Source organism: Ureibacillus sp. GCM10028918 (assembly GCF_042666115.1).
In the GTDB taxonomy this organism is placed as follows: Bacteria; Bacillota; Bacilli; order Bacillales_A; family Planococcaceae; genus Ureibacillus.
The window spans coordinates 635,462-661,071 of the sequence record NZ_JBHTFK010000005.1 but is presented as its reverse complement, the minus strand read 5'-3'; the positions used below and the strand labels follow the sequence as shown (position 1 = coordinate 661,071).

The window sequence follows — 25,610 nt, the reverse complement described above, 5'->3', positions numbered from 1 at the left end:
AAAAGGATGTTTTGTCATGTCTTCTAATGAAATTAAGCAATCGCTTAAATTGTATATTGTCCTGTCTAGAGCAAATAAGGCAATAAATGAAGTGACGAATCAATTTTTTCAACAGCACGGTTTAAATCCGACAGAATTTGCGGTACTAGAGTTACTCTATCATAAAGGTCGCCAACCGCTTCAACAAATTGGAAATAAAATCTTACTCGCTAGCGGATCCATTACGTATGTTATAGATAAGCTGGAAAAAAGAGGATATTTAGATCGGGTCTCATGTCCTTCAGATCGACGCGTCACATTTGCGGAGATAACAGAATCAGGTGCAGAATTTATGAAAAAGTTATTTCCGGAACACGAAGTAAATTTGCATGAGCTATTAAGTGTTTTAACGCCTGAAGAAAAGGATACGGCAATTGAGCTGTTAAAGAAATTAGGACTTTCCATTAAAGATTTGTCATACTAAAAGGAGTTGTCTCATATGAGGCAACTCCTTTAGTTTTTTACAATACGATAATAGTAGGACTATTCAATCGTTAATCCCATTTTAATCATTGCCTCAGACAAATCTACGTTTTCGTGATCAAAAATTGTTAAACGAACGATTTTGTCTGCTTTTTCAAAAACTACCGCTATGACTTCTTCGCTACCGAGGTTAGCAATATACGCTGTTGCGTTTGATAAATCATAGTTTTCTATAAATGCAGAAATATCATATTCTTCATAGTCTTTACTTATTGCAGTCATTGTTTCTTCAGTGTTAACTACTAAGTCCTCAAAAGACGTATCATTTATTGTCAAGGCTTCAATTCGCATGTTATTTGAATCATCTTCATCATAAGACAACACTTCTTTTCCAGGCTCTTCAGGAGTAAGACTGAAGCCAGGAATTACCTGTATTGAATACTGCTCACTTGAAACTGCAGTAAGTTCTTCAGTTTTACTCTCTCCTTTAGAAGAGAATGTAATTGATGAACTGGAATTTGTTTCATCTGTCGATGGCTCTTCCTTTTGTCCATCTTCTGTAGATGGTTCTTCGTTTTGGCCCTCATCAGTAGATGGTTCATCTGTATCCACAGATTCATTCACTTCTTTACCTTCAGTATGTGCAGTACCAGTTTCACTATCTGTTTCTGTTGACTCTTCTGCTGTGCTACATGCTGCTAAAAGTGTAATCGATAAAAATAAAGTTATGATAAACGTAAGAGATTTTGACATATTTTAGCCCCCTTAATATATTAAACGTTTTTTACATATAAATGTTCCACAAATATTTCTAGCCTTACTACTATTTTAACGAATTGGTAATATCATAAATAATAGTAAAATAAATACCACATGAGAGACAATAATCAATGGCAAACTTTTTTTCCATTCATATAGGAATCCCCAAACTAGTCCGGCAATAAAAGCCATTAAGACTCCGAGCCAGAAACCACTAATCGCTACTGATAGTGCAAATAAGATACTGGTAATTAAGACAGCTGCTTTAGGAGACACCCATTTTTTTAAATATTGCTGTACATAACCACGCCAGAATAATTCTTCACCTATGACGATAATAAAAATTAACAATAAATAATGCCAAATATTATTTGGTCCATAAGTTTCTAAAAAACTTGTAATTGTTTTTTCAGTAGTACCATTTAGTTTTGTGATAAGAAAATCGCCAAGTCGGACAATTCCGTATAAAATTGTCCCGTAACCAATACCAAACAGTAAATATTGCCATGTTGGTACTTCATCTTTAAATTTACCATATATAATGGCGACCGCAATTCCTACTAGAAGGGTAAAGGTGTATAGGTACCAGAAGATTTTAATTTCTTCAAAAGTAATATACAACATTACATAAATAAAAATTAAAGAAAGAAGGAGCCCGGCAAATTGTTTAGATTTTTCCATAATTAAAGACCTCCTCCTTAACATCTTATCAAAAAAAAAATCTCCTATCATCTATTAACAAATGAAAAGGAAATTTTTATTTTTGTCTAAAATTTGCTTACCTGCATTGGAGCAAAAGTATTTGCCTTCTATACAATTGAGTTCAATTATTCATAGGATATTGCTAATTTTATTATGGATAAAATTGTAATTATCATGAATCTATTGCCCTCCAGGGAGGCATGCCTTAATTCTAGTTAAGAATTTATCGAGCTTATCCCTGGTAATCTAGGAATATAAAAGACTGTGACATAATTTAAATAGAATCAATGTTCATTTGGGTGGTTTAATATCTTATAGCGTTTATGATTGATAACTGTTTTTTCTTCCATATCCAGATCATGAAAATTATCCATGATCGTTAAGTCTACAATGACAGAGTTTTCATTTACTTTTTCAACTACTCCTTGTAAACCTTCTTTAAACTCGACAATATTTCCAACCTCTGCTATTTTCATAAGAGTCAGCTCCTTATCGATTAATATTAAGAAATTTTGCATGAAAAACTAAAAAAAGTAAAGAGATATTTAGAATTTTTAATTAATTTTAACTAAAAATTTACAATAGAAGGTGATTTTAATGGAAAGCTATCAAAAGATGATTGAACAACTTAAAAACGGAGAGGTAGAAAGTATCGAAATCCCAAAAGAAGAATTTCTACAATTTCGCAGACTTCTTGTAGAGGATGAAATGTTTAAATATTTTCGTGGGGAAGCACAACAGGGAGGAGATGTTACATTCACGTTTTTAAAGGTCCCTAGAAGTTAAAAATAAAATTGTTGAATTTTGTCAAGCGATTTTTATCCTAATTTCTAATGAAAATATTATAATAAAAGCATCATTTTTTTAGGAGGAGTTTAGTGGCGAAGGACCTTTTAAAAGAACTTGAGAAAAAGAGGCAGTTAATGATTCAAAGTGGGATAGAGTATGGTCTTCAAAACCCAGAAACCATTCGTATAAGTAAAGAATTAGATCATTTAATTAATGAATTTGAAGTTAAATATGCAAATGAAAACGAACAATTAGAGAAAAATAATGAGTGCAATTATATTTAGAAAAAAACTTTTGTATAAATTGTTTAAAAAGTAATAAATGAGGATATATTATTTATGAACACAGCAACATTCTCATTTCCCCCTTTTAGAGCAGAAGCATTTGTCTTCTGCTCTCTTTTTTTTGTCTTAATTTCAAAATTCCAAGGGTAGTTTGAAAAGGGGATGTCCTGTTTTTATTTAGATATGCCATCTTTTGTGTTAAATTTATGTAATTATTTACTATTTATTATCAACAATCAGAAAATATTTGGTAAACTATTAGAAAACTTGACTTAACGTAAATTGATCGCGATGAGTAAAAGTTCTACCTACTTGGATAAGTAGAGTAGATAACTTATCTTCGAATAATTGGAACAGGAAAGGGTTGTTATAATGATAGATACAAAAAAAATTGCTTTTATCGGAACTGGGGTTATGGGAGCAAGTATTGTTAAGCATTTATTAAAAGCTAAGTACCAAGTAACCGTCTATTCACGTACGAAGGCGAAGGCTAGAGATTTAATTGATCTTGGTGCAAATTGGGCAGAGACCCCAAAAGAAGCTGCAAGTGAACACGATATCATTTTTACTATGGTTGGTTTCCCGACAGACGTTGAAGAGGTCTATCTCGGCGAAAATGGCATTTTGCAATCTGCAAAAGAAGGATCGATTGTCGTAGATATGACAACATCTGAACCAACTCTAGCCAAAAAAATATATGAAGTTGCAAAACAAAAAGGAATTGCATCAGTTGATGCACCAGTATCAGGTGGTGATATTGGGGCTCAAAATGGCACACTCTCTATTATGGTTGGTGGAGAAAAAGCTGTGTTTGAAGAGTTATTACCGATTCTACAAATCTTTGGTGAGAATATAGTGTACCAAGGGGAAGCAGGTTCAGGGCAACATACGAAAATGTGCAATCAATTACTTATTGCAACTAATATGATCGGCGTATGTGAATCGATATCTTATGCATTAAAGGCTGGATTAGATATCGAGAAGGTACTTCAATCCATTTCCACTGGAGCTGCTGGTTCATGGTCATTGAGCAATTTAGGGCCTCGCATGATTAAAGGGGATTTAGAACCTGGATTTTATTTGAAGCATTTTATTAAAGATATGAAAATTGCCATTGAAGAAGCGGAAAAAATGAACTTAGATCTTCCTGGTGTCAAACTGTCTAAAGAGCTTTATAACACTCTTTTAGAAAAAGGTTATGGGGATAAAGGAACACAAACCTTGATTAAATATTATATAGATTAATTTTTTACTTTAATCCGTTTGACCTAAATCTTATGTTTGTTTATCTAGTTAATAATTGAAAATAATTTATAGGAGCGAACACTTTGGGAAAAACATTCAGTAACAAAAACTCGAATACAAGAGGTCCACTTGCCTTATATCTATCACTACCCATTATTTCATGGGCGTTTTACGATTTTGCCAACACTATTTTTTCATCTAATATCAATACAGTTTTTTTCCCTTTTTATATGGACGAAATATTAGGGACCGATGAAGTTAGACAACAGGTAGCAAGTACATTTATTTCATATGCAAATGCTGTAGCAAGTTTCTTCTTAGTACTCTTTTCTCCACTATTTGGCGTGTGGATTGATAATACAGGTTATAAAAAGCGTTTTATCGTTTGGTTTGCTTCTATATCAATTTTCTTTACATTTATGATGGGGGTTTTTGGCAGTTTAGATTTTAACGTACATTTTTCGGGTGTTCCTCTCAGTTTATTTTTAGTAGTTGTAAGTTTTGTTATTGCAAAATTTTTCTTTAATTCGAGTTTAGTATTTTACGATTCGATGATGGGAGACCTGGGAACAAAAGAAGAGATGCCTCTAATTTCTGGCTTTGGCGTGGCAGTGGGGTATTTAGGAACCATTTGCGGTTTGCTTGTTTATTTGCTTGTTAGTGATGGAGATTTCCACCGTGCATTTATCCCAACAGCAATTCTTTATTTAATCTTTTCATTGCCGCTATTTTTCTTTATGAAGGATAAGCCGGTCCCTAAGGAACAAAGGAAAAAAATAAAATTCTTTGAAGGCTATAAGGAGATAATTCAAACCTTTAAGGAAATGAAAAAGTATAAAGCCATTTTTACTTTTATGATTGCCTACTTTTTCTTAAATGATGCAATTGCGACAACAATCGCTATGATGGCGGTTTACGCTACTGCGATTGTTGGTTTTACATCAGGTCAGTTTATTGTACTATACCTAGTTAGTACAATATCTACTGTAATTGGGTCAATGATTTTCGGATATGTTGCAAAATCGATAGGAGCTAAACGCTCTGTTACTATTGTAGCTTTTATTATGATCATTGCGCTCTTCATCGCTGTTTTTGCAACAGCCCAATGGATGTTCTGGATTGCAGGAAGTTTGTTTGGTGTATCCCTTGGTTCTATGTGGGTAACCTCTAGAACGTTAATTATTGAATTATCACCTGAAGAGAAACGAGGACAATTTTTCGGCTTGTTTGCATTTTCAGGAAAGGTGTCATCAATTATTGGGCCTGCTATTTATGGTACAGTTACATTATTACTTAAAGACTATGGAACAATAGCAAGTAGAGTTGCCTTAGGATCATTAATTATTCTTACAATAATTGGACTTATTATACATCTGCAAGTAAAACCTATGAAAAATAGATGATAGGAGAAAACCTGACCCTATGTTACAATTTACTTAGAAAAAATTGTATCAAAAGTTGCTAAAATCTATACATTTTAGTCGGGAAAGGAAAGAGTGACTTGGAGCATAAAGGTATTTTACTAGAAAGTGGAACAAATGAACTTGAAATTGTCGAATTTGAAGTTGCTAATAATAAATTCGGTATTAATGTAATAAAAGTTAAAGAAATAATTCAACCAATTCCAGTTACTTTTATTCCACATGCACATCACCATGTTGAAGGAATTGTACAACTTCGTGGTGAAGTTTTGCCAGTTGTCAATATGCTAAAAGTGTTAGGAATTTCGAATGCTGCATTTAGTTCTCAACAAAAATATATTGTTGCTGAATTTAATAAACAGAAGGTTGTTTTCCATGTAGATAATGTGACTCAGATTCATCGAATTTCTTGGAATGAGATTGAAAAGCCTTCTGATATGTACCAAGGCGGTTCAAGCCAGGTAATTGGAGTCATTAAACAACAGGACACGATGCTCTTATTATTGGATTTTGAAAAAATTATGGTAGATATCAACCCAGACTCTGGTATTAACGTAGATTCTGTCAAAAAGTTAGGGAAACGTGAGCGTTCTGATAAGAAAATTATTATTGCAGAAGATTCTCCACTCCTTAGAAAATTATTGCACGATACGATGCATGAGGCAGGCTATGTTAACTTAGAATTTTTTGAGAATGGACATGATGCTTATAACTATTTAGAATCACTTCTTCGTACAGGCAGCAATATTGAAGAACATGTACAGTTAGTGGTGACAGATATAGAGATGCCGCAAATGGATGGGCATCATTTTACGAAAAAAATAAAATCGAATCCTTCATTAGCAAAACTTCCGGTCATCATTTTCTCTAGCTTAATTACAGATGATCTTCGACATAAAGGTGAAGTTGTGGGTGCTGAAGAGCAAATTAGCAAACCTGAAATCGCGGAACTAATTCTAAAAGTAGATGAATTAATTTTATAGGAAGTATATTTTAGGGTATCCATCAAACTTATATTTTTATTTAGTAAGGCTCTTCCATGGCGAATTGATTTTAAATTTAGAACACGGTCGGATACCTTCATGGTTAATCGATCGTGTTCTTTTATCTTCTCGTGTTTAAAGGTGGAATTATTTAACCATTCTTTAGGGTATAAGGGAGTGTACCTTTCATATGAAATTTAAAAGAGAGAAGTGGTTACTATAGAAAATATGGAAAACTTAAAAACGGCTATTATCGATATCGGTTCAAATACAATTCGGCTAGTACTTTATAAATATAATAGACTTGAAGGGTTGAGAGAATTCGGAAATATTAAAACAGTAGCAAGATTACGAACATACCTCCAGGCAAATGGTGAAATGTCTGAAGAGGGAATTTGCTTGTTAGCCGAGACATTAAGTTCATTTAAAAAGATTATTGATGATTACAAGGTGACTGATATTAAAGCAACTGCTACTGCTGCAATTCGTCAAGCCAAGAATAATCTAACAATTATTGAGCGCATGGAAAAAGAAACTGGAATTCTCATTGATTTATTGACCGAAGAAGAGGAAGCTTATTTTGGATTCGTTGCTGTTGCACATTCGATGGATACAAAATCTGCTGTCACGATAGATATTGGTGGTGGCTCAACAGAAATTACTTTATTTGAGGATAAGAAGCTGCAAAAAACGATTAGTTTTCCTTTTGGTACTGTCTCCTTGAAAGAAATGTTCGTTTCTGGGGAAGTAATTAGTAAGGAAGAAAAAGAATTATTACAACAATATGTAAGACAGCAATTTAAAAAGCTAGATTGGATTGGGCAAATTGGCCTACCAATCATTGGAATCGGTGGAAGTGCACGAAACATTGCCCAAATTCACCAGCAGCTAGTAGATTACCCTATATCTGGGGTTCATCAATATGAAATTAAAAACGACGAGTTAACGAGGCTAAGTAACTATTTAGAAAACTTAACTTTTGAACAGTTGAAACATTTGGACGGGCTTTCATCCGATCGAGCGGACATAATTGGAATTGCTATAGAAGTATTCAGAGAATTGACTGCTTTTGTCAATGCTAGGGTGTTTCAAATAAGTAAAAAGGGCTTGCGTGAAGGATTAATATATAATCGAGTACTTCAAAGTAATATTAGTGCTTTTGATAAGTACAATGTATTTGAGGAGTATGCTAGACGGATTACCTTTGAATATGGTCGCTCAGAAAACGAGAGTGCATTCTTGCGATTAATTACAGAACAATTTTACAAGGAATGCTGCCGTTTAGGCTTAATCGAATACAACGAAAAGCACCTGAAATTAGTGAAAAGAGCTGCTGGAGTATTTGCGATAGGTGAGTACATTGAACAGGATTCTTCTAGTCAGCATACATTTTATTTGCTTGCGAACCAATCCATTGCAGGTATGAATCATGTAGAGCGTGTGAAACTTGCACTACTCGCATCTTATAAAAATAAGGATTATTTCAGAAGATTTTCAGCTCGTTTTATTACATGGATTTCAAGAGAAGAGTTAAAACTGTTAAGAGATTACGGAGCTATGCTGAAATTTATTTATTCTTTAAATGTTTCTAAACGGAACATTGTGGAATCTATAGAATTAAAAAAAGTAGATGATGTCATTCATGTAATCTTGGAGGCACAGCATCTGCCAATGGCCGAAATCTATCAAAGCGAACGTCAAAAAAAGCATATTGAACGCTTATTTAAACATACAGTTCAAATTCATTTTTATAAAAAGGGTGAAAAGAAATGACTACCGGAATTAAATTAGACTCTTATGGAGACAAAGATAATGAAGAATTACTTGATTATGACACGATCTTGGAAGAAATCGCTAAACCACAATATTACAATAACCGTGAGCTGAGCTGGTTAGCATTTAATGAACGCGTATTGGAAGAGGCGGAAGATGAGGCTAATCCATTACTTGAACGGTTGAAGTTCTTAGCTATTTTCAGCTCGAATTTAGATGAATTTTTTATGGTACGTGTGGCTGGATTACAGGACCAAGTAAGGGCAGGTTTTCATAAACCTGAGAATAAGTCAGGATTAACGCCAAAAGAACAACTGGCAGAAATTGCACAAAAGACACAAGCTCTTGTTCGTAGACAAATGGATGTATTTCGTTATCTCGTATATGAATTATTACCACAAGAGAAAGTGTATGTTCGTAAATTCAAAGCATTAAATGAAAATCAAAAACAATTTGTAAATGAATTGTTTGAAGAGACCATCTTCCCAGTATTAACGCCTGTAGCTGTGGATGCCTATCGCCCATTCCCGACATTGATTGGAAAGACACTAAACTTACTGGTGATGCTCGAAGAAAATATGTACAGTGAGCATAGCGAAAAAGTAGCAATTGTACAGGTCCCTTCCGTTTTACACCGTTATATAGAAGTGCCTAGTGATAAGGGAGAAAAGGTTTTCGTTTTATTGGAAGATGTCATCACTTCTCATATTGACAAACTTTTCTATGGATACAACGTGAAATCTATTCAGGCTTTCCGCTTAACACGAAATGCAGATTTAACGATTCACGAAGAAGGTGCACGAGACTTACTTGTAGAAATTGAAAAAGAGCTGAAAAAGCGAAAATGGGGCGTTGGTAGCCGTTTAGAGGTACGTGACGGCGAAATTAGCGATGAGGTCCTTGATTACTTATTGGAAGAATTTGAGATTCAAGAATCGGATGTATTTAAAATCGGTGGTCCACTTGATCTAACATTTCTATTTAGTTTTGTGAAAAAAATCTCTGTCGGGCGTGAGCATTTAGAGTATGAAAGCTTCATACCGCTTCCCCCAAAAGATTTAGCTTCACATGAAAACATTTTTGAAAAGGCGTTGTCACAGGATATCTTTTTCCACCACCCTTATGAATCCTTTGAGCCAATCGTTGATTTTGTTGCGGAAGCCGCTTCTGACCCATCAGTTTTAGCGATAAAACAAACCTTGTATCGTGTTAGCGGCAATTCACCAATCATCAATGCTTTAAAACAAGCTGCTGAAAATGGGAAGCAGGTAACGGTCTTAGTTGAACTTAAAGCCCGTTTCGATGAAGAAAATAATGTCTACTGGGCGAAGGAATTAGAGCAAGCTGGATGCCTGGTCATTTATGGCATGAATAATTTAAAAACACATTCTAAAATAACACTTGTTGTTCGCCAAAATAATGGAAAGATTGAACGTTTCGTTCACCTAGGAACAGGAAATTATAATGACGCCACTGCCAAGATTTACACAGATATGGGGATTATTACGTCTGTAAAGGAATTTGGTATTGATGCAACAAACTTCTTTAATTATTTAAGTGGATATACAGAAAAACCAAAATTCCATCATCTTGTTGTCGCACCCTTTGATATTCGGGATGAGTTTGTTGAATTAATAGATGAAGAAATTCGTTGCCATAAAAAGTATGGAAATGGATTTATCCGTGCAAAAATGAATTCCTTAACAGATAAAGAGCTTATTATGAAGTTTTATGAAGCATCCATAAATGGTGTCAAAGTTGAACTTGTCATTCGTGGGATTTGTTGTTTGCGCCCAGGAATTAAGGGGATAAGTGAAAACATTACAGTAACAAGCATTGTTGGTCGCTTCCTGGAGCACACAAGAATCTATTGGTTCCACCATAATGGTGAAAATAATATCTATTTATCTTCAGCGGATTTAATGACACGCAACATGGTCAAGCGTGTTGAAATATTATTCCCTCTTTATTCTAATGACATAAAGCAAAGATTAATGGATATTTTGATGACACAATTAGCGGATACTGTTAAAGCCCGTATTCAAGATTCAACAGGCAAATATCATTATAAAGTAGTAAACAATTCAGATATTAGATTGGATTCACAAGAACAGTTTTTACTTGAAGCGATGAGTACAGTAGTAGTAGAAGAATAATATAATCATATTAAAATGAGAATTTATTTTCATAAAATGTTGTCTCCCGCCTATTCTGGTGGGAGATGTTTTTGTATAGGTAAATACTCATGTTTGAGCGAAAGTTTTTACAGTAAAGTTGGTATAGTTATACATATGTCCTAAAATTTGAATGAAATATCAATACATAACGAAATATAGTGTTATAATATAACTATATATTATTTATTTGCATCACGTCATGTAGCCAATGGGGGATTAAAATGATTACTTTTCCAACGATAGAGTTTGAAAACTTCTTGCAAGATATGATGAAACTAAACCCATTTGATTCTGTTGCCATATTAAAAAGGCAGAATGGAAGAGAGTTTACTGTAGAAATGATAAATTCAAATGCCTCAATTATTTCCCCTGTTCCTTATATGAAAGGAATGGATGCAAGTGTCTTTTTTCAATGGCTAGATTGGGGAGAGTTGCTGGAGGTTCTCCAAAGTCCAAAGGAAGAAGTCGAATTTATTTCCATTAATCATAACAAGCAATTATTTCTTTATATTCAACCTATTGCGAAAAACACAGAACAATACTATGCATTAATTATGAAAGAAGTAAATGAAGAAAAGAACCCTCATAGCCTGTATACTTTTCAAAACGAAAATACTGGCCTATTAAATAAAAGGGCTTTAAATATTAAATGGTCGGAGCATTATCAGCACTATAATGATTCTCGGAATATTTCATTGTTATTAGTAGATTTGGATCGCTTTAAAAAATACAATGAATCTCTAGGAAAGCAAAGAGCCGACGAAATGATTAAGCAAATAAGTGACCGCTTTAATCAAGTCAGCAGTGAATCATGTGAACTTTATCATTATAGTGGAGACGAGTTTGTGTTTTTAGTTCGTCATACACTTCGTGAAGAGGTAGAGCTAATTGTAAACAAGATTTATGATCAGTTAAAGGAGCCTTTTTTGATTGATGTTCATGAATATTTTGTCACTTGCTCGATAGGAGTTTCAACTATATCTTCTGATCAGGGGCGAGATTTGGAAACATTATTGCATCAAGCTGAACAAGCGCTTTTTTATGTGAAAAAACATGGGCGTGCCCACTTTAGATATTATCGCGAGGAAATGAGTCATACATTCCAGAATGAAGTGTTAATGGAAGCTCATTTAAGAAGAGCTATAGACCTGGAGGAACTGTCCCTGCATTTACAGCCGCAAATAGATTTTGATACATATGAGATTGATAGTTTTGAAGCGTTGATTAGATGGAATAATCCAAAGTTTGGTTTCGTGCCTCCTTCTCAATTTATTCCTATTGCTGAATCGTCAGGGCAAATTATCCAAATTGGGGAATGGGTATTAGAGCAGGTTTGCAAGTATCAGCAGGAATGGAAGGCAAAAGGATACAGACCGGTTCGTATTGCGGTTAACATCTCACCGAAACAATTCAAACAAGAAAACTTTGCTGAAAAGGTAAAACGAGTAATCTTAAAATACAATGTCGAACCAAAGTATATTGAATTGGAAATCACCGAAAGTTCAATGGTGAACGTGCATGAAACCGAAAGCATATTAAAAAATTTGAAAGCACTAGGTGTATATGTATCTGTTGATGATTTTGGGACAGGCTACTCTTCATTAAGTTATCTAAAGAAATATCCAATTGATATTATCAAAATAGATCAATCCTTTATTGCAGATTTAAACAAGGACGACAAAAATGAAGCGATTGTAAAAGCAATCATCACGCTCTCTCAAAATTTAGAGATGGACGTTATCGCTGAAGGGGTAGAAGAAATCTCGCAAGAAAATTTCCTCAAACTTCATCAATGCAAAAAAGGCCAGGGCTACCTCTATAATAAACCTCTGCCGGTTGAAGAAATTGTAGAAAAATACCTAGTCAAATAGTACATGCCAACAAATTTTATGGACAATAGAATTTGTTGGTTTTTTTGTTTTGGGGAGCAGGTATTATGTTGCAAAGGTAGTTGATATAGGTATATAGGTATCTATTCGTAATAAATCCACCGGTTTGTACCAATTTTCTTAAAGTTCTTTTTGAGAATCCTACCTATGGTTTTTTGAGAGATTTCGATGTTAAGCCATTCATACATTTTAGTAGTTGTTATTTTTTCTTCAGGGAATAGAAATTGGAACTCTCTTATTGTACGTAAAATTGCGGATTCAAGTACTTCTTTCTTTCCACAATGTTCACAAACAACTTCTAATCCATGATTAGTTGTTCTAACTGAAAGAGATTCACATGCCAGACATTTTATGCCTTTTTGTATATGATAATAGTTATAAGTTGGAAATGGCTGTAAGGGATGTTTTGAGATATGAAGAGACTTTAACTTTTCTGCTAGATTTTTATGTTGTTCATTTAACTCTAATTGTTCTAAATTTAGATTCTTAATGAATTGGTTAAGTTGAGTTGGAAAAATAAAAGGCATATTTAAAGGAGCTTGGTATAATGTGAATTCGGGGTTTATGAAGATAACTGAAGATTGCACTGGGATAGAGAAATTATATTTTGTTAACAATTGGCGAAGCAAGGATTCTGTTCGTTGTAATTGAATTAGGGGATTGGAAATTTCGAATCGGTCTTTTTGAAAAAAACGATTGGAATCAAAATAGAAATCACCAGAATAATTTTTAATCTCTAACAGATGAATTCGATTCTTTAATATTATTAAAGAGTCTATTTGAAATGTTTGATTATTAACTTTTAATAGTAGGTCATTTAGAACTAAACAGTCACACGTTATTGCTTGTAGCAGTACATCAAATTGTAGTTCTCCTTCATAGCCTTTTTTTAGATTATAATAATTTTGCTCATCATTTTTTGACAGTGTGAATCTTGATTTTAGATTTTTTAAGACAGTTAATAAAGAAGGTTCTTGCCTCGATTTATATATCAGAAGAGTCATCCTTTCTTACTATTTGTTTTCTATATTTAGTTGAAAAATATAAAATTTTCTATTACCTAAAAAATTAAATTTAGCATGGATAGGAGGATCTTCTTTAATAGATTAGGTAAGTGAGACTTATTTATGAGGTCTTTTCAAGGTCAAATCTTGATAATGGTAGTAAGCAGTCTGGGAGAAGCGATCTCGTGGACAGCAAAGGAACAAAGAGGGAAGCAGCAGTCCACGAGCAGAGATGTCGCGGACAGCAAAGGAACAAAAAGGGTAGCAGCAGTCCACGAGAAGAGATCTCGCGGACAGCAAAGGAACAAAAAGGGTAATACCAGTCCACGAGATGAAATATCGCGGACAGCAAAGGAACAAAAAGGGTAGCAGCAGTCCACGAGAAGAGATGTCGCGGACAGCAAAGGAACAAAAAGGGTAATACCAGTCCACGAGATGAAATATCGCGGACAGCAAAGGAACAAAAAGGGTAGCAGCAGTCCACGAGAAGAGATCTCGCGGACAGCAAAGGAACAAAAAGGGTAATACCAGTCCACGAGATGAAATACCGCTGACAGCAAGAGAACAAAAGAAGTATAACCTGTCCACGAGAAAAAACCCCTAAAGACCAATCAATTAAACAATCAAGAGCGCAAACCTTTCCTTGGTAAACTATCACACACACTCTACCAAATCAAAAATCCCCACCCCACATTTATCAATAAATTCTGAAAACTGAATGACTTTTTTGTAAATTTATTGTAAGATGAAAATGAATGAACATTCATTAAAGGGGTAGGGGGAGTTTTCATGTTGAAGAATGAGACGATCATCATTACAGGTGGTTCTAGCGGAATGGGACTGGCTATGGCAAAACAGTTTGTCAAAGATGGTGCGAATGTTGTTATTACTGGTCGTGATGGTGAACGGTTACAAAATGCGAAGAATGAAATTATAGCAATTGGTAGCACTGTTGAAACATTTCAAATGGATGTACGTGATGTCGAACATGTGAAAGCCATGGTTCAATTTACTGTTGAGAAATTCGGGAAAATAGATGGCTTGGTCAATAATGCAGCCGGGAATTTTATTGTGGCTGCAGAAAAACTTTCACCAAATGGGTGGAAAGCGGTAATCGATATTGTCCTAAATGGAACATTCTACTGTTCATCTGAAGTTGGTAAGTATTGGATCGACAATGGAACTAAGGGTAAGATTCTAAATATGGTTGCTACATACGCTTGGGGTGCAGGTGCGGGTGTGGTCCATTCTGCGGCTGCAAAAGCTGGGGTATTGTCATTAACCCGCACTTTAGCTGTGGAATGGGGTCACAAATATGGAATCCGAGTAAATGCAATAGCTCCTGGTCCAATCGAAAGAACGGGCGGGGCCGGGAAGCTCTGGGAATCGGAGGAACAAGCGAAACGAACGGTGAATTCGGTGCCTTTAAAGAGACTTGGAACTCCAGAAGAAATTGCTGACCTTGCTGCATTTATTATGTCCAATAAGGCTTCCTATATGAATGGAGAATGTGTCACATTAGATGGAGGACAATGGTTAAATCCATTTCCATTTTAATAATTAATAATAGTTCCAATAAATTAACAGTCATGTCAATTTAGAAAATCCTGACATTCATTTCAATAAAGAATAAACATCACGGTATTAGTTGCATACTAATTACACTTTCTGAATTTAGAAAAAAGGGGAGGTGTAATGATGGGCATGTGGACAATACCGACGATTATTGTCGGGGCACTCATTGTTGTTGTATCATACTTATTGACAGCAGGTGTAATGAAAAAGACAAGACATCGTGAATCTGCAGCCGATGTGCCAATTAGTAAACTTGTAAGAGACCATCCTGTCGCAATGAACCCAATTATAATTATGTATATTATTTTCGGGTTATTTACTGGAATAATTATCTTTTATTATTGGTCAATTTATGGATATTAGTATGTGATCCTTTTAAATAAATCATCCTTCTACTCTAAAATACTGTTCCATATCATGGTCAATTGTGAACAAATTGTGATATGATAGTAGAAGAGTGTAGTTTCCCTGTTAAGAAAGATATTGACAGGCAAAGGAGTAGAAGGTCATGATTTCAACTAACACAAGAGCATTATTAGAGACACCAATTAGTGACTTTATTATTTCATCAGAAAAAGTTGCACATGTTCAAATTGGTAATAGTGCCGAGCATGCTTTACTCGTTTTAACCAAGACAGGTTATTCTTCTGTGCCAGTATTGGACATTAAGTATCGCTTACATGGTCTATTAAGCAGTAAGATGATTACAGAGTCCATCTTGGGATTGGAACGAATTGAATATGAAAAATTAGCGAATATTAAAGTTGATGATTGTATGGACTCTAATGTCACACATTTAAACATTTCCGATAATTTCCAGAAGGCATTGGATTTAGTCATTAATCATGCTTTTTTATGCGTCGTTGATGATGAAGGAACATTTGTGGGTATTCTAACACGTCGCGTCATTTTAAAACAGTTAAAAAAATATATTTATCAAGTAGAAGATTAATAGAATTGCTCAACAATTAGACTCGACAAAATCCTGTAATAGGGTTTTGTCGTTTTTTATACTAGACCTATCTAAAGGGGGAGTTAGATGACTGCAACAGAAGCAGAAATCGTTAAGGTATTAGCAGAAGAGAAGAATATGAGGAAAGCAGCTGAACGATTATTCCTAACACAGCCTGCCCTCTCCCAAAGATTGCAATCAATCGAAAAAGAATGGGGTGCACAGCTATTTATACGTTCTCAAAAGGGTCTTACGCCAACCCCGGCTGGAGAATTAGTCATCCAATATGCAAATGAAACAATCATAAGGAAAGAGCAAGTCTTTGATACAATTCAAGCGCTTAATTCGAAAGTACATGGTACATTAAAAATCGCCTGTGCCTCAATTGTAGGTCAAAATTGGCTTCCCAAAGTATTAAAGGAGTTTGTCACAATCTATCCTGATGCTAAAATTTCATTAATTACAGGCTGGAGCTCAGAAATTGTCAAAGCGTTATACGAAGGAGAAGCACATGTCGGAATTGTGCGTGGGCAAGTTGAATGGAAAGGGAAAAAAGTTCACTTATTTAGAGATATGATGTACCTCGTCGATCAAGAAATCGAAAATATTGATGATATCTTGACGACGGATCGGCCATTTATTCAGTTTAAAAGTGATTCGAATTACTACCAAGAGATACAATTGTGGTGGCAGCGTCATTTCTCTTCAAATCCGAAAAGGCAAATAATTGTAGATCAAATAGAAACTTGTAAACAAATGGCTATGAATGGTATAGGCTATGCAATTTTGCCGTCCATTACATTAAATGGGGAAGAAAATGTTAATAAAATTCCGCTAACCCAAAATGAAAAAGATACTGGCCTAACACGAGATACATGGTTGATTGGCTATGATTCATCTTTTGAATTAAGACAAGTAGCTGCTTTTATGGATGTCGTAACACAACACGCAAGTTGCCTTTATGATTATACGAAGTGATGTATAATTATTTAGTTGAACCTAGTCAATTATGCGTGCTATTTATTAGAAAATTTAGTACAATCATATATGTGAGTATATTTTACATAGATAAGGAGATTTAACAAACAATGACTAATAAATTAAATGCACAAGAAATTATTCAATTTATCTCAGATTCTAAAAAGGTAACACCAGTGAAAGTTTACGTTAAAGGTGAAGGTGTCGCTTCTTTATCATATGGAGAAAATACAAAAGTTTTCGGTGAAGGAAATAGCGCTGTTGTTTTCGGTGAATGGAATGAAATCGAAGCAAGCTTAAAAGAACATGCAAGCCAAATCGAGGACTATGTGGTTGAAAATGACCGTCGTAACTCGGGTGTTCCTTTACTGGATTTAAAATATCAAAATGCTCGTATCGAGCCAGGTGCAATCATCCGTGATCAAGTAACAATTGGTGATAATGCAGTTATTATGATGGGTGCGATTATTAATATCGGCGCTGAAATCGGTGAAAAAACAATGATCGATATGGGTGCTGTATTAGGTGGCCGTGCGACTGTTGGTAAAGGGTGCCATATTGGAGCGGGAACTGTTCTTGCAGGAGTGATCGAACCACCATCTGCAACTCCAGTAATTATTGAAGATGATGTTGTTATTGGTGCAAACGCAGTAGTACTAGAAGGTGTACGTGTAGGTCAAGGTGCCGTTGTTGCAGCAGGTGCAATCGTAATTAGCGATGTTGAGCCATACACAGTTGTAGGTGGAGTACCTGCTCGCGTATTAAAGCAATTAGATGAGAAAACAAAATCTAAAACTGAAATTATCGATGCTCTAAGAAATATTTAAGAAGGTGTTATGATGGATACACTTGTTCAAATTCGTAGAGAGTTACATCAAATACCTGAGTTAGGTTTTCAGGAATTTAAAACTCAAAAGTATTTACTGGATAAAATCTCTCTTTTTCCACAAGACCACATAAGTGTTACGACATGGGAAACAGGTATTGTGGTGAAGATTGAAGGTAGTCATCCATCTAAAACAATTGGTTGGCGTTCGGATATTGATGGTTTACCTATTATCGAGGAAACGGGTCTACCTTTTTCATCTACTCATGAAGGAAATATGCATGCTTGTGGCCATGATTGCCATATGACAATTGCACTTGGCATGGTTGAATCCTTAGCGAAAAATCAGCCAACACAAAATGTGGTTGTGTATTTCCAACCTGCTGAGGAAGGTCCTGGAGGTGCAGAGCCGATGCTAAATTGGTTGAAGGCGGAGCGACCAGACCTTATACCAGACGAAATCTATGCCTTGCATATAGCGCCAGAATATCCAGTTGGAACAATAGCAACACGTCCAGGTTTATTATTTGCTAATACATCAGAGCTCTTTATTGATTTAAAAGGTTTGGGTGGGCATGCTGCTTACCCGCATAAAACAAGGGATATGACTGTTGCTGCTGCTAATTTAATAATGCAATTGCAAACAATTGTGAGTCGCAATATTAACCCGATGGATAGTGCTGTGGTGACAATCGGAAAACTAACTTCAGGTACAGTTCAAAATATTATTGCTGAGAATGCAAGATTGGAAGGAACTATTCGTACACTCAATGCTGAGGCAATGGCTGATGTGAAAAAACGGATTGATGCAATTTGTTCTGGAATCGAAGCTTCCTTTGAATGCGATCTACACATTGATTATGGTTCTATGTATTATGAAGTAAATAATGACTCTGTATGTGCAAAGAAATTACTCTCTTTTGCTGAAACATTCGGGGGAGCAAACCCTTATGAATGTCCAGCAGCAATGACGGGTGAAGACTTTGGATATTTTCTAAGAGATATTCCAGGTGCGATGTTTTGGACTGGGGCAAATTGTGAATATGGCTTGCACCATGCAAAAATTAACCCTGATGAAGAGTTGCTATCCTTTAATGCAAACTTCGTTGAACAATTTATTCGAAGCTTATAATAAAAAATGGAAATGCCCATTATGGACATTTCCATTTTTATTTTACTTTGTTTCAGTTTCAGCTGTTGGATGTAGTAATTGAGGGGATTTTTTCAATGTCCATCCATAGGCTAATCCAAAACAAGCTAATAAAATTACTGCCCCTAATATGAATGGAATAGATAAATGCCATTCCAATAATACACCCGCAAGTGCAGGACCAATCATGTTTCCTAAACTCATGTACGCATTATTCATACCGGCTGCAAAGCCTTGCTCGTTTCCGGCGAATTTTGATATCAATGTATTTACTGCAGGTCGGATAAACACCGTTGCGATTTGGAATAGGGTTGCAATCGTTAGAATGATGAAGAAACCTCCGACATAAACCATTAAGACCATAGTAATTGCTGCCACAACTAAATTGACTAAAATGACTTTCATCTCGCCAAACCGTTTAAATAATTTATCAATGATAAACATTTGGAGAACGACTCCGGCAAATCCACCTACTGTAATAACAATGGCAATATCGGTTGGTGAATAGTCAAATTTGTAAGTCAGAAACATGGATAGTGTTGACTGGAAGTTTGAAATCCCAAAACTAAAAGTGAACACGACAATTAGAATGACAAAATAAGGCGTTTTTACGGAACGCACTAATTGACTTAAGAGATTTTCCCGAGGTGCATTTTTTACTGCTTCATTTACCTGTGGTTGAACATTTGGCAATACAATGAACGAAAGTAGGGCTGCAATTAAAGCAACGCCACCAGCTAGAAAGAACGGGAAATGTAAATCCACTTTTGCCAAAAATCCTCCTAATCCAGGTCCAATCATAAAGCCTAGTGATATGGCAGCTCCAATTAATCCCATGCCTTTTCCACGTTCTTCAATCGTTGTGATATCCGCAACATAAGCCATTATTGTTGTCATAATGAAGGCAGCTCCGAATCCACTTAGAAAACGTCCCAAGTATAAAATCCAAACTTCACTAGCTAAACCGAAAATGATTTGTGAAATGCCATAGATGATAAGTCCGCCGATGATAAATATTTTGCGACCGAAGCGATCTGATAAACTTCCTGCATGCGGAGAAAATAAAAACTGGGCCAATGCAAAAACTGCGATTAATGTACCGTAGACTTCGCCACCTACACCGAAAATATCTAAATAGGAAGGCAGAACAGGAATAACAATTCCTACCCCACCCATGGTAATAAACATATTAAGCATTAAAATTGTTAAGGCTATTTTTTTCTTTTTCTGTGACATTACAGTCCACCTTTCCCCTTATCTATATCCCCAAAAAAATACAAATTAATTCGTGTATCTAAAAGCTTATCATATTGTATATCGATACACTAGATTTAAATAGGAGTCTTTAGGCTGATATTCGGCATAAAAGGTTCGAAACACCCCTTTGCTCTAAGGGGGTACATTTTGATGTTCCCGACCAGGAGCGCAATTTTCTTCTGAACATAAGAAGATTGAAAGGGTGTCCAAGTAATATAACTTCTTGGACACCCAAAAAAATTGATTATCGTATGCTCATTTTAAATTCCAAGAAGTATTCATTATATTTACCTAACCATTCAAGTCCAAGGTTTTCATAAACTTCTAATTTTTCACGAATCTCTTCAGTTGGATAGAAGCGTTCATCTTCTATAACTTCTGGGTCCATTAATTCCATTGCAGCAGCGTTTGGTGTAGAATACCCAACATAATCATTATTTTGAGCGGAATTTTCCGCATCTAACATGAAATTGATAAAGGCGTGAGCTCCGTCTATATTTGCAGCTGTTTTAGGAATTACAAAATTATCAAACCATAAATTTGAGCCTTCTTCCGGGACCGCATAGTCAAGTTCTTCGTTTTCCCACATCATATCAGCTGCTTGTCCAGACCAGGTAAGGGCAACGGTTGCTTCATTATTAATCATTAGAGGTGTTATTTCATCCCCGATCACCGCTTTTATGTTAGGTGATAATGTAATCAATTTATCCGTAGCCTCACGAAGGAGAGCATCGTCTTTTGAATTAAGTGATTCACCTAAAGAATTTAGACCCATTCCCATCACTTCACGAGCTCCATCAACCAGGAATACTTTTCCTTTTAGTGAGGCGTCCCAAAGATCCACCCATGACGAAAAATCTAAATGTTCGTCAACTAAGCTTGGATTATAAACAATTCCGACCGTACCCCAAAAATAAGGAATCGAATATTTGTTTCCTGGATCAAAGGCTAAATCTAGGAAGTAGGGGTCAATATTATTAAAGTTAGGAAGCTTTGAATGATCAATTGGTAAAAGTAAGTCTTTTTCTTTCATCATCTCAACCATATACTCTGAAGGTACAGCAACATCATAAGCTGAACCGCCTTGTTCTACTTTTGTCATCATGGCCTCGTTTGAGTCGAATGTTTCATAAATCACTTTAATGCCAGTTTCCTCTGTAAACTGATCAATTAATCCCGGATCGATATACTCGCCCCAGTTATAAACTGTAATGGTATCCTTACTGCCGGCAGAACCAGCTGATTGCAGGCGGTCTACCGCAAAAAATAGGAAAGTACAGACGACTATGATGGCAATTGCAGCATGAATTAATGATTTCATCGTTGTACCTCCTCACTTACACGTTTTGCACGATTTGTTACGAAGTAGTAGCCAATGACAACTAAAATAGTAACAAAGAAGACAAGTCCTGAAATTGCATTGACTGTTAAAGATATTCCAGCGCGTGCCATTGAATAAATTTCAATAGATAACGTGGAGAAACCATTACCAGTTACAAAAAATGTAACAGCAAAATCATCTAATGAATAGGTTAAGGCTAAGAAGAACCCTGCGAAAATCCCTGGCTGAATATAGGGAAGAATTACGCGAGTTAACACATCTCGTCTTGAGGCACCCAGGTCACGTGCAGCATCTATGAGCGAAGTGTTCATTTCTAGTAGCTTTGGCAATACCATAAGAACAACGATGGGGATACTGAAGGCTACGTGTGAAACTAATACAGAAGTAAAACCTAATTTTACGCCAATCATTGTAAATAAAATTAAGAAACTTGCCCCGATGACAACATCAGGACTCACAATTAATACATTATTTAGAGAGAGTAATGTGTTCCGCATTTTTTTATCTTTGATCGAGACGATTCCAATGGCACCTAGTGTACCAATAATTGTTGCTATTAATCCTGATAATAAAGCGACAATCGCTGTATTCAGCAAAATTGTTATCAGTCTTGAATCTTCAAATACTGCCTTATAATGCTCAAATGTAAAAGACTCAAAGTTGTTCATAGAGCCGCCACTATTAAATGAATAGAAAATGAGGTAGAAAATTGGAGCATATAATATGACAAAAACTAACAATAAATAGATTTTTGAGGCAGTTGATAATTTTTTCATTATGCACGGCCCCCCTTCTTTTGACCTGTCAGAAGCATAATAATGACCATAATAATAATCAAGAATACTGCAATAGTTGACCCCATACCCCAGTTTTGGGAAACAAGGAATTGCTGTTCAATCGCAGTACCTAAGGTAATCACCTGATTACCTGCAATTAAGCGCGTTATCATGAATAATGATAGGGCTGGAATAAAAGTTACTTGAATACCAGACTTCACACCGTCAATCGTTAAAGGAAAAATAACACGGCGGAAGATTGTAAAACTTGAAGCACCTAGATCTCGTGCTGCATAAACTAGTGTCGGATTCAATTTATCCAGCGAATTGAAAATCGGAATGATCATAAATGGAATAAAAATATAAACTGAAACAAAAATGAAACTAAAATCTGTAAATAAAATTTGCTGTGGATCTAGTCCAAATACCTCTAAAAATGCGTTAATTGGACCGTATAATCCGAAAATCCCAATAAAAGCATAAGTTTTTAATAATAAATTAATCCATGATGGAATAATAATGAGCATCAACCATAAATGCTTATGTTTTGTTCGTGTTAAGAGATAAGCTGTTGGGTAGGCAAACAATAATGTAAATAAGGTAATTAAAAATGCATACCAAAAGCTTGTTAAAGTCATTTTTAAATAAACAGGTGAAAAGAAATTCTGATAATTAGCTAATGTAAAATGCCCGTTTAAATCCAACATGGAATAATAAACGATTAAGATGATCGGCGCGATGACAAATAAGGCTATCCAGATAGTATAGGGAACTAGCGAACCCTTTGAAGCTTTGTTAAACATTTTCTTCTTCTCCGTAAGACTCCAGACGTTTATCGAACTCTTCTTCTGTTTCGTTTAAACGCATAACATGAATGCTTTCAGGGTCAAAGTCTAAGCCAATTTGTTCGCCTACATCTGCCTTTTTAAGTGAATGAACGAGCCATTCATTGCCATCTTTATCATAAGTGGATAGCTCATAATGAACACCACGGAATAATTGTGTATCAACAGTAACGATAAGTTTACCTCTGTCAACTGTTGTAATTTCGAGATCCTCTGGACGAATGACGATATCAATTTTCTCATTCGGTTTCATGCCCTGGTCGACACAATCAAAAGTTTTTCCGGTAAATTGAACCTTAAAGTCTTCAACCATGACACCATCGACAATATTGGATTCACCAATAAAGTCTGCTACAAAACGGTTAATTGGCTCATCATAAATATCTACCGGCGTTCCGGATTGTTGAATTTCACCATCATTTATGACGAAAATTTCATCAGACATGGCTAAAGCTTCTTCTTGGTCATGTGTCACAAAGACAAAGGTTTTGCCTAAGCGTTGCTGTAATTCACGAAGCTCATATTGCATTTCTGAACGTAGTTTTAAGTCAAGTGCAGATAATGGCTCGTCTAAAAGAATGACCTCAGGATCATTTACAATCGCACGGGCAATCGCTACGCGTTGACGCTGACCACCAGACATTTCAGAGATTTCGCGATTACTGAAGCCTGCTAAGTTAACGAACTTCAATGCTTCTAAGACGCGATCCTGAATTTCTTTTTCTTTTAGCTTTTTAATACGTAGTCCAAAAGCGACATTTTCAAAGACATTTAGATGGGGAAATAATGCATAGTCCTGAAAAACAGTATTTACTTGGCGTTCGTTTGCAGGAATTTGATTCATTTTTTTATCATTGAAATAGATCGAACCTTCAGTCGGATCTGTAAATCCAGCAATAATACGAAGAATAGTCGTTTTACCGCAGCCTGATGGGCCCAATAAGGTATAAAACTTTCCTCTCTCAAGTTCAAAATTAATATTTTTTAATACAACTGTTCCATCATCATAAGATTTTGAAACATTCTCGAATCGGATAATTGTGTTGTTCATTCTCGAGCCTCCTAAACTATAAATAAGATTCTGTTGCTACTAACAGCAATTCGGTTATGCCATTGTTAGCATTGAAGATTTGATGATCGGTGGATGCTTCATAGTAAATAGCATTCCCTTCACAGGCAATATACTCATTTTTGCCTAAGACAACTCGTATACGGCCTTTTAATATATAGATAAATGTCTCAGCTAAAGAAGGTTCGAACTGTTTATACTCGCCATTCTCCTGAAGAGTTATAAGTACCGGCTCCATATCCTTTTCATTCGAAGTGGGTATCAGCCATTGAATTTTATAATTCTTTTCTTCATCAACATGAGAGGTTTGGTCATCTATGTTATAGACTACTTTTTGTTCTTGTAACGAGTCGTCAAAGAAATCCTTTGGGGTTGTTCCCAACACTTCTAAAATAGAAAATAATGTTTCAATTGATGGCGAATTTAAATCACGTTCTAGCTGAGAGATATAACCTTTCGTTAAATCAGTTCTTTCACCTAACTCTTCCTGAGTAAGTCCTTTTTTAAGTCGTAATGCTTTAATTTTCGCACCAATTTGCATTTAATAACTCCTTATCAGTTTAATATACATAAACTTAAAGTATGAAAGTTTACTATTTTATAACTTAATGTTTACTATTACCGATACTATTATACAGAATCATGTAAGCAATTCAATAGGCGTTTATGAAATATTTTCCTGCAGGGGGAACTTTTTCCCCTTATTATTTCTTCTGGTGATGAAAAGAATTCTTCAATGTTGATTTCAATATGAATTTCTAAATTGGAGGAAGAGAATATGCATGTTTTAATGGTAGGCAGAGCAGCACCAAAATTTGAAATGGATGCCGTGATGCCAGATAAGTCTTTTGGAAAAGTTTCTTTGGAAGAAAACATTAAACTAAAAAAATGGACGGTATTATTTTTTTACCCGATGGATTTTACCTTTGTTTGCCCTACAGAAATAACAGAAATGTCGGATTATTATGATGAATTTGATGAACTTGATGCAAGACTAATAGGTGCTTCAACGGACACAATCTATACGCACTTAGCTTGGATTAATACAGACCGAACAAAAAATGGACTCGGTCAACTACAGTATCCTTTAGCAGCTGACCATAATCATCAAGTGGCAAGGAAGTATGGAGTCTTGGTTGAAGAAGAGGGGATTGCCTTAAGAGGGCTATTTATTATTAATCCTGAAGGGGAACTTCAATACGTGGTTGTCCATCACAATAATATTGGTCGTGATACCGAAGAGGTGCTGCGTGTTCTTCAAGCACTTCAAACAGGACGCCTTTGCCCTGCGAGTTGGAGACCAGGTGACGATACGATATAACGCTAAAAGTGAGTTCCTTATATATTTTTTA

27 protein-coding genes are annotated in these 25,610 nt (G+C 35.4%); 17 read left to right on the top strand and 10 right to left on the bottom strand.

What is annotated here, in order from left to right; translation table 11 throughout:
• Nucleotides 1–16 precede the first annotated feature (16 nt).
• Nucleotides 17–463: a MarR family winged helix-turn-helix transcriptional regulator gene (locus ACFQU5_RS06410; protein ID WP_390285893.1), complete on the top strand. Its 447-nt coding sequence runs from the start codon at nt 17–19 to the stop codon at nt 461–463.
• 59 nt (nt 464–522) lie between these two features.
• Here ACFQU5_RS06410 and ACFQU5_RS06405 read toward each other — a convergent pair whose 3' ends face one another.
• The 3 genes from ACFQU5_RS06405 to ACFQU5_RS06395 form a co-directional block, all read right to left on the bottom strand.
• The gene (locus tag ACFQU5_RS06405) at nt 523–1,215 is read right to left on the bottom strand and encodes a hypothetical protein (protein ID WP_390285891.1); all 693 of its coding nucleotides are present in this window, start codon (nt 1,213–1,215) and stop codon (nt 523–525) included.
• A 75-nt stretch (nt 1,216–1,290) separates the two neighbouring features.
• Complete coding sequence (locus ACFQU5_RS06400) at nt 1,291–1,902, bottom strand: CPBP family intramembrane glutamic endopeptidase (RefSeq protein WP_390285889.1); 612 nt, start codon at nt 1,900–1,902, stop codon at nt 1,291–1,293.
• Between the two features lie 305 nt (nt 1,903–2,207).
• Nucleotides 2,208–2,399: a YkvS family protein gene (locus tag ACFQU5_RS06395; protein ID WP_390285887.1), complete on the bottom strand. Its 192-nt coding sequence runs from the start codon at nt 2,397–2,399 to the stop codon at nt 2,208–2,210.
• Nucleotides 2,400–2,520: 121 nt separating this feature from the next.
• Between ACFQU5_RS06395 and ACFQU5_RS06390 the strand changes: the two genes are divergently transcribed.
• The 8 genes from ACFQU5_RS06390 to ACFQU5_RS06355 all read left to right on the top strand — a co-directional run bounded on the left by ACFQU5_RS06390 (nt 2,521) and on the right by ACFQU5_RS06355 (nt 12,466).
• Entirely contained in the window at nt 2,521–2,709 is a 189-nt protein-coding gene (locus ACFQU5_RS06390; RefSeq protein WP_390285885.1) for a hypothetical protein, read from the top strand.
• Between the two features lie 92 nt (nt 2,710–2,801).
• The gene (locus ACFQU5_RS06385) at nt 2,802–2,996 is read left to right on the top strand and encodes an aspartyl-phosphate phosphatase Spo0E family protein (protein ID WP_390285883.1); all 195 of its coding nucleotides are present in this window, start codon (nt 2,802–2,804) and stop codon (nt 2,994–2,996) included.
• Between the two features lie 372 nt (nt 2,997–3,368).
• Entirely contained in the window at nt 3,369–4,241 is an 873-nt protein-coding gene (locus ACFQU5_RS06380; RefSeq protein ID WP_390285881.1) for an NAD(P)-dependent oxidoreductase, read from the top strand.
• 83 nt (nt 4,242–4,324) lie between these two features.
• On the top strand, nt 4,325–5,644 hold the full coding sequence (locus ACFQU5_RS06375; protein WP_390285879.1) for an MFS transporter: 1,320 nt from the start codon (nt 4,325–4,327) through the stop codon (nt 5,642–5,644).
• Nucleotides 5,645–5,742: 98 nt separating this feature from the next.
• On the top strand, nt 5,743–6,645 hold the full coding sequence (locus ACFQU5_RS06370; protein ID WP_390285878.1) for a chemotaxis protein: 903 nt from the start codon (nt 5,743–5,745) through the stop codon (nt 6,643–6,645).
• A 228-nt stretch (nt 6,646–6,873) separates the two neighbouring features.
• Nucleotides 6,874–8,418: a Ppx/GppA phosphatase family protein gene (locus tag ACFQU5_RS06365; RefSeq protein ID WP_390285877.1), complete on the top strand. Its 1,545-nt coding sequence runs from the start codon at nt 6,874–6,876 to the stop codon at nt 8,416–8,418.
• Nucleotides 8,415–10,574 carry an RNA degradosome polyphosphate kinase gene (locus ACFQU5_RS06360; RefSeq protein ID WP_390285874.1) on the top strand — a complete coding sequence of 720 codons (2,160 nt, stop codon included), beginning with the start codon at nt 8,415–8,417 and terminating at the stop codon, nt 10,572–10,574. Before ACFQU5_RS06365 ends, ACFQU5_RS06360 begins: the two co-directional genes overlap by 4 nt.
• A 242-nt stretch (nt 10,575–10,816) precedes the next feature.
• Entirely contained in the window at nt 10,817–12,466 is a 1,650-nt protein-coding gene (locus ACFQU5_RS06355; RefSeq protein WP_390285872.1) for a putative bifunctional diguanylate cyclase/phosphodiesterase, read from the top strand.
• 101 nt (nt 12,467–12,567) lie between these two features.
• Here the strand turns inward: ACFQU5_RS06355 and ACFQU5_RS06350 are convergent, their stop codons facing one another.
• On the bottom strand, nt 12,568–13,488 hold the full coding sequence (locus ACFQU5_RS06350) for a nuclease-related domain-containing protein (protein ID WP_390285870.1): 921 nt from the start codon (nt 13,486–13,488) through the stop codon (nt 12,568–12,570).
• A 123-nt stretch (nt 13,489–13,611) separates the two neighbouring features.
• On the opposite strand from ACFQU5_RS06350, the gene ACFQU5_RS06345 reads away from it, so the two are divergent.
• From ACFQU5_RS06345 to ACFQU5_RS06315, 7 genes are all read left to right on the top strand, one after another.
• Complete coding sequence (locus ACFQU5_RS06345; RefSeq protein WP_390285868.1) at nt 13,612–13,857, top strand: hypothetical protein; 246 nt, start codon at nt 13,612–13,614, stop codon at nt 13,855–13,857.
• 420 nt (nt 13,858–14,277) lie between these two features.
• Nucleotides 14,278–15,045, top strand: coding sequence for a 2,4-dienoyl-CoA reductase (fadH, locus tag ACFQU5_RS06340; protein WP_390285866.1), 768 nt, complete (start codon nt 14,278–14,280; stop codon nt 15,043–15,045).
• A 141-nt stretch (nt 15,046–15,186) separates the two neighbouring features.
• A complete protein-coding gene (locus tag ACFQU5_RS06335; RefSeq protein WP_390285864.1) occupies nt 15,187–15,426 on the top strand; it encodes a short-chain dehydrogenase in 240 nt (79 codons plus the stop codon).
• A gap of 145 nt (nt 15,427–15,571) precedes the next feature.
• Nucleotides 15,572–16,015, top strand: a complete 444-nt coding sequence (gene cbpB, locus ACFQU5_RS06330; protein ID WP_390285862.1) for a cyclic-di-AMP-binding protein CbpB — start codon at nt 15,572–15,574, stop codon at nt 16,013–16,015.
• Nucleotides 16,016–16,102: 87 nt separating this feature from the next.
• The gene (gene ccpC / locus ACFQU5_RS06325; protein WP_390285860.1) at nt 16,103–16,993 is read left to right on the top strand and encodes a transcriptional regulator CcpC; all 891 of its coding nucleotides are present in this window, start codon (nt 16,103–16,105) and stop codon (nt 16,991–16,993) included.
• 110 nt (nt 16,994–17,103) lie between these two features.
• On the top strand, nt 17,104–17,820 hold the full coding sequence (dapD, locus tag ACFQU5_RS06320) for a 2,3,4,5-tetrahydropyridine-2,6-dicarboxylate N-acetyltransferase (protein ID WP_390285858.1): 717 nt from the start codon (nt 17,104–17,106) through the stop codon (nt 17,818–17,820).
• Between the two features lie 12 nt (nt 17,821–17,832).
• Nucleotides 17,833–18,951: an N-acetyldiaminopimelate deacetylase gene (locus tag ACFQU5_RS06315; protein WP_390285856.1), complete on the top strand. Its 1,119-nt coding sequence runs from the start codon at nt 17,833–17,835 to the stop codon at nt 18,949–18,951.
• A gap of 42 nt (nt 18,952–18,993) precedes the next feature.
• Here ACFQU5_RS06315 and ACFQU5_RS06310 read toward each other — a convergent pair whose 3' ends face one another.
• The 6 genes from ACFQU5_RS06310 to ACFQU5_RS06285 all read right to left on the bottom strand — a co-directional run bounded on the left by ACFQU5_RS06310 (nt 18,994) and on the right by ACFQU5_RS06285 (nt 24,799).
• Nucleotides 18,994–20,205 carry an MFS transporter gene (locus ACFQU5_RS06310; RefSeq protein WP_390285854.1) on the bottom strand — a complete coding sequence of 404 codons (1,212 nt, stop codon included), beginning with the start codon at nt 20,203–20,205 and terminating at the stop codon, nt 18,994–18,996.
• 265 nt (nt 20,206–20,470) lie between these two features.
• On the bottom strand, nt 20,471–21,547 hold the full coding sequence (locus ACFQU5_RS06305) for an ABC transporter substrate-binding protein (protein WP_390285852.1): 1,077 nt from the start codon (nt 21,545–21,547) through the stop codon (nt 20,471–20,473).
• The gene (locus tag ACFQU5_RS06300) at nt 21,544–22,344 is read right to left on the bottom strand and encodes an ABC transporter permease (RefSeq protein ID WP_390285850.1); all 801 of its coding nucleotides are present in this window, start codon (nt 22,342–22,344) and stop codon (nt 21,544–21,546) included. Before ACFQU5_RS06300 ends, ACFQU5_RS06305 begins: the two co-directional genes overlap by 4 nt.
• On the bottom strand, nt 22,344–23,147 hold the full coding sequence (locus ACFQU5_RS06295; protein ID WP_390285848.1) for an ABC transporter permease: 804 nt from the start codon (nt 23,145–23,147) through the stop codon (nt 22,344–22,346). Before ACFQU5_RS06295 ends, ACFQU5_RS06300 begins: the two co-directional genes overlap by 1 nt.
• Nucleotides 23,140–24,240 (bottom strand): ABC transporter ATP-binding protein, encoded by a 1,101-nt coding sequence (locus ACFQU5_RS06290; protein WP_390285846.1) that lies wholly within the window; start codon nt 24,238–24,240, stop codon nt 23,140–23,142. The genes ACFQU5_RS06295 and ACFQU5_RS06290 overlap by 8 nt, the downstream gene beginning before the upstream one ends.
• A 16-nt stretch (nt 24,241–24,256) precedes the next feature.
• Complete coding sequence (locus ACFQU5_RS06285; RefSeq protein ID WP_390285844.1) at nt 24,257–24,799, bottom strand: helix-turn-helix domain-containing protein; 543 nt, start codon at nt 24,797–24,799, stop codon at nt 24,257–24,259.
• A gap of 237 nt (nt 24,800–25,036) precedes the next feature.
• Here ACFQU5_RS06285 and ACFQU5_RS06280 point away from each other — a divergent pair, with 237 nt between their 5' ends.
• Complete coding sequence (locus ACFQU5_RS06280; RefSeq protein WP_390285842.1) at nt 25,037–25,579, top strand: peroxiredoxin; 543 nt, start codon at nt 25,037–25,039, stop codon at nt 25,577–25,579.
• The last annotated feature ends 31 nt before the right edge of the window (nt 25,580–25,610 follow it).